This window comes from Paenibacillus gorillae, from assembly GCF_000513275.1.
In the GTDB taxonomy this organism is placed as follows: domain Bacteria; phylum Bacillota; class Bacilli; order Paenibacillales; family Paenibacillaceae; genus Pristimantibacillus; species Pristimantibacillus gorillae.
This window is the reverse complement of record NZ_CBVJ010000032.1, coordinates 1-4455: the sequence shown is the minus strand read 5'-3', so window position 1 is coordinate 4455 and position 4455 is coordinate 1. Positions and strand designations below refer to the sequence as shown.

The 4455-nt window shown below is 54.5% G+C and carries 5 protein-coding genes; all 5 read left to right on the top strand.

The window, feature by feature from the left end; all coding sequences use genetic code 11:
* Positions 1 to 18 precede the first annotated feature (18 nt).
* Positions 19 to 1191, top strand: a complete 1173-nt coding sequence (locus tag TY10_RS06190) for an acetyl-CoA C-acetyltransferase (RefSeq protein ID WP_042161680.1) — start codon at positions 19 to 21, stop codon at positions 1189 to 1191.
* A 30-nt stretch (positions 1192 to 1221) separates the two neighbouring features.
* Complete coding sequence (locus TY10_RS06185) at positions 1222 to 2073, top strand: 3-hydroxybutyryl-CoA dehydrogenase (protein ID WP_042161681.1); 852 nt, start codon at positions 1222 to 1224, stop codon at positions 2071 to 2073.
* A gap of 118 nt (positions 2074 to 2191) precedes the next feature.
* On the top strand, positions 2192 to 3322 hold the full coding sequence (locus tag TY10_RS06180) for an acyl-CoA dehydrogenase family protein (RefSeq protein WP_420329383.1): 1131 nt from the start codon (positions 2192 to 2194) through the stop codon (positions 3320 to 3322).
* Between the two features lie 21 nt (positions 3323 to 3343).
* Complete coding sequence (prpB, locus tag TY10_RS06175; protein WP_042161676.1) at positions 3344 to 4243, top strand: methylisocitrate lyase; 900 nt, start codon at positions 3344 to 3346, stop codon at positions 4241 to 4243.
* Positions 4230 to 4455 (top strand): citrate/2-methylcitrate synthase (locus tag TY10_RS06170; RefSeq protein WP_042161674.1); only part of this gene is annotated, 226 nt, incomplete at its 3' end. The genes prpB and TY10_RS06170, both read left to right, overlap by 14 nt.

Sequence of the window (4455 nt, the reverse complement as noted above, 5' to 3'; positions counted from 1 at the left end):
ATTAAGGGGGTAGATCGCTTGCGCAACACGGTCATCGTCGGCGGAAGCCGAACGCCCTTCGGCAAGCTGGGCGGCATATTGAAGCAAGCACAAGCAGTTCAGCTAGGGGCTGCGGCGATTGACGGAGCGCTGCAAAGCAGCGGACAAATTGATCGAACCGATGTCGAAGGCGTTCTGATGGGAATGGTACTGCAAGCGGGCGCGGGACAAAATCCGGCGCGGCAGGCGGCTGTTCTTGCCGGACTGCCTTGGAGCACGCCTGCCGAGACAGTGAACAAAGTGTGTGCCTCTGGTATGCGAGCCATTACGCTGGCGGATCAAATGATCCGCTGCGGAGATACCGAGCTGCTAATCGCCGGCGGCATGGAAAGCATGAGCAATGCGCCTTACGCGATTCCGGATGCACGCTGGGGTGCAAGAATGGGCGATCGGTCTTTGATCGATCTGATGCATCGTGACGGCTTGCATTGTCCATTCGATCAAGTGGCAATGGCCGTTTACGGCAATGCTGCTACCGTGCAATTCGGTATTAGCCGCACAGAGCAGGATGAATGGGCGCTGCGCAGCCAGCAGCTTGCTGTTGCAGCTATCAATCGGGGCCATGCTGCTGAGGAGATCGTTCCCGTTGCTGCACTCCCTGGTGCACCGGATAAGGATGAATGTCCACGCCCCAATACGGATGCCGTACAGCTGGCGAGACTTAAGCCGATCGGCGGCTCAGGCGGGACAGTTACAGCCGGGAATGCGCCAGGCGTTAATGACGGAGCAGCAGCGGTCGTCGTCATGAATAAAGCGGCTGCATTGCGTGAAGGGCATAAACCGCTTGCGGAGATTATCGGTCATGCTGCTGTCGCTCTTGAGCCGCATCGTCTAGCGGAAGCTCCGGCACTGGCGATGAAAAAGCTGTTTGCGCAAACGGGAGTATCGCTTGCCGCAATCGATCTCATTGAAGTCAACGAAGCTTTTGCCGCTGTCACGCTAACCTGCGGCAAGCTGCTCGGCTGGCAGGCAGATAAAGTGAACGTCAATGGAGGCGCGATCGCGTATGGTCATCCCATCGGAGCGAGCGGAGCCCGTATCGTGTGGACGCTGATACAAGAGCTTAGGCGGCGCGGCGGGGGGCTAGGCGTAGCTGCCATATGCAGCGGCGGCGCGCAGGGCGATGCTCTATTGCTTCGTGTGGAGGGGTGATTCGGTTTGCTCGAAGGGAATGGAACGGATATGAACATTTCTCGAATCGGGATTATCGGCGCGGGGCAAATGGGCGGAGGGATCGCGCATGTATTTGCCGTTCATGGCTTCTCTGTCACCCTCTATGATATTAACGTTCAGCTTGCAGCGAATGGAAATGCAGCTATCCAAGCTTCCTTAAAGCGGCTTGTGGAAAAGGGCCGGCTGACGGAGGAAGCAGCGGATTTGACGTTAAAGCGGCTGTCGCCAACCGACGATCTGGGGCAGCTTCGCGATGCCGAGCTTGTGATCGAAGCCGCACCAGAACAGCTGGATTTGAAAAAGCGGCTGTTTGCGGAGCTTGATCAGCTATGCGGGCCGCATACGATACTGGCTACCAATACGTCTTCCTTGCCAGTAACGGAGCTGGCCGCAGTGACGAGCCGGGCGCATCGTGTTATCGGAATGCATTTCATGAATCCGGTGCCGGTTATGCCGCTCGTGGAAGTGATTCGCGGACTCGCCACCTCGGATGAGACGTTTGACGTCATCGTTGCTTTAGCGCAAGCCATTGGAAAAACTGCCGTGCCGGTACGGGATTATCCCGGCTTCGTGTCCAATCGGGTGCTCATGCCGATGATCAACGAAGCGATATACACTGTCTACGAAGGCGTAGCAGCTCCGGAGGCCGTTGATCAAATTATGCAGCTTGGTATGAATCATCCGATGGGACCGTTAAAGCTGGCTGATTTTATCGGGCTGGATACTTGTTTGGCCATAATGGAGACGCTGCATGAAGGTTTTGGAGACAGCAAATATCGGCCATGTCCGTTGCTGCGCAGTTACGTGCAGGCGGGGTGGCTGGGCAAGAAAACGGGTAGAGGCTTTTACACATACAGTTGAATAGCTCGATTCACAATTATAAAGCCGCTTCATTCAAATTTGGCACTTATGTACTTAATAATTACCTGCTCCTATCCTATCAAAGGATTCGTCTGCAGAAAGGGTGTTGCCGGTGGATTTGCGCTTGACAAGCGAGCAGCAGCAGCTTCGGGATGAAGTCAGAAGGTTTGCACGGGAGGAAATCTCACCATGTGTCACTCTAATGGAAAAGGATGAGCGATTCCCTTACCAACTGGTAAAGAAAATGGGTGACAAGGGGTGGCTGGGTATTCCGATCCCCACACGTTGGGGAGGTTTTGGCGGCGACTTTATTTCCTATATCATTGCCATTCATGAAATATCGAAAGCTAGTGCAGCGGTTGGCGTTATTTTGTCCGTGCATTCTTCGGTCTGCACGCTGCCGATTTTGCACTATGGAACCAAGGAACAGCATGAGAGCTATTTGAACAGACTTGCGAGCGGAAGCTGGCTTGGCGCATTTGCATTAACCGAGCCGCAGGCTGGATCGGATGCAGCTGCAATTCGGACGAAAGCGGTCCGGGACGGTCAAGATTATGTGTTGAATGGCACGAAGCTGTTCATTACGAACGCGGGAGCGGCCCAGCTTTATTTGACCTTCGCCGTTACGGATCCATCGGAAGGAGCGAAGGGTATCACCGCTTTTCTCGTAGAAAGCAGCTTCCATGGTCTAAGTATCGGGAATAAAGAACGGAAGATGGGGCTGCATGGCTCCAATACTTGCGAGCTTGTGTATGAGGATCTTAAGTTGGATCAAACGCAACGGTTAGGGGCGGAAGGACAGGGCTTTGCGATTGCGAAAGGCTCTCTCGATGGCGGGCGAATCGGCATTGCTGCGCAAGCGCTTGGCATTGCGCAAGCTGCACTGGAGCTTATCATGCAGCGCTTTGGAGGGAAGGTGAGACTGAGAAGCGCGGCTGCACAACAAAACCAAAGGGAGCTGACTGAACTAACCGCCATAGCGGAAGCGGCAAAATTGCTCGTCTATCGGGCCGCTTACATGAGGCAGGAAGGCATTCGCTGTACGAAGGAATCGTCGATGGCAAAGCTGTATGCTTCGGATGCTGCCGTACGCATAGCAGGAGCAGCTGTTAAGATGCTTGGGATGGAAGGATGTCTTGAAACTGCGGGTGCCGAACGTTTGTTCCGTGATGCGAAAGTTACGCAAATCTATGAAGGTACGAATGAAATCCACCGGATCGTCATTAGCGGACAACTGCTGCGATCCTAGTGAGGAAGGTGGTGAGGCAGCATGAGTCGATCACCGGGGCAGAGGTTCCGTGAAGGCATCGCAATCGAACATCCGCTGCAAATTGCAGGTGTCATACATGCGTATGCAGCCAAGCTTGCAGAGCGGGCTGGCTTTCGGGCTTTGTATGTATCGGGAGCCGGCGTGGCGAATGCTTCGTTTGGTCTGCCTGATCTCGGCATTACGACACTCGGCGATGTTGCCGAAGATGTGCGCCGTATTAGCGCAGCGACTGAGCTTCCCTTGCTCGTAGATGCGGATACTGGCTTTGGCGGGGCGTTCCAAATTGCCCGCACGGTTCGCGAGCTGAGCCGGGCAGGTGCGGCGGCTATTCACATTGAGGATCAGGTCGCAGCCAAACGGTGCGGGCATCGCCCCAATAAATCGATCGTCAGTCAAGCGGAAATGGTAGATCGTATCAAAGCGGCTGTAGACGCAAGAACTGACAGCTCGTTCGTCATTATGGCCCGGACAGATGCGCTTGCCGGCGAAGGGCTGAATTCGGCAATTGAGCGGGCATGCGCATATGTAGAAGCGGGTGCAGATATGCTTTTTCCGGAAGCGGTAACGGAACTTGGGCAATACAGCCGATTTGCCGAGGCGGTGAACGTACCTATACTCGCTAATATGACGGAGTTTGGCAAAACACCGCTGTTCAAGACAGGTGAGCTGGCCGCTTACGGCGTAGACATGGTGCTGTATCCTTTATCGGCTTTTCGGGCGATGAACGCCGCCGCTGTCCAGATTTACGAAACGATTCGCAAAGAGGGGACGCAGCAACAAGTACTGCCGGTGATGCAGACTCGTGAAGAGCTCTATGACTATCTTCACTATTACAGCTATGAACAGAAGCTAGACCAGTTGTTCGGCGCAAAGGGGGAGAGCGAGGATGACGGCTCGTAAATCCGGAGGGTTGGCAAATACGATTGCTGGAGAGACGGCAATCTCGACGGTAGGGAAAGAAGGTAAAGGGCTCACTTACCGGGGGTATTCCATTCATGATTTGGCCCATTATGGCACGTTTGAGGAAACGGCTTATTTGCTGCTCAACGGCAAACTCCCGGACGAGGATGAGCTGCTCGGCTACAAGCTGAAGCTTAATCGGCTGCGTTATT

What these genes read in the sequence shown, in the direction of transcription:
- TY10_RS06185 (WP_042161681.1), top strand. Translation starts at nt 1,222, where the DNA reads ATGAACATTTCTCGAATCGGGATTATCGGCGCGGGGCAAATGGGCGGA.
- prpB (WP_042161676.1), top strand. Translation starts at nt 3,344, where the DNA reads ATGAGTCGATCACCGGGGCAGAGGTTCCGTGAAGGCATCGCAATCGAA.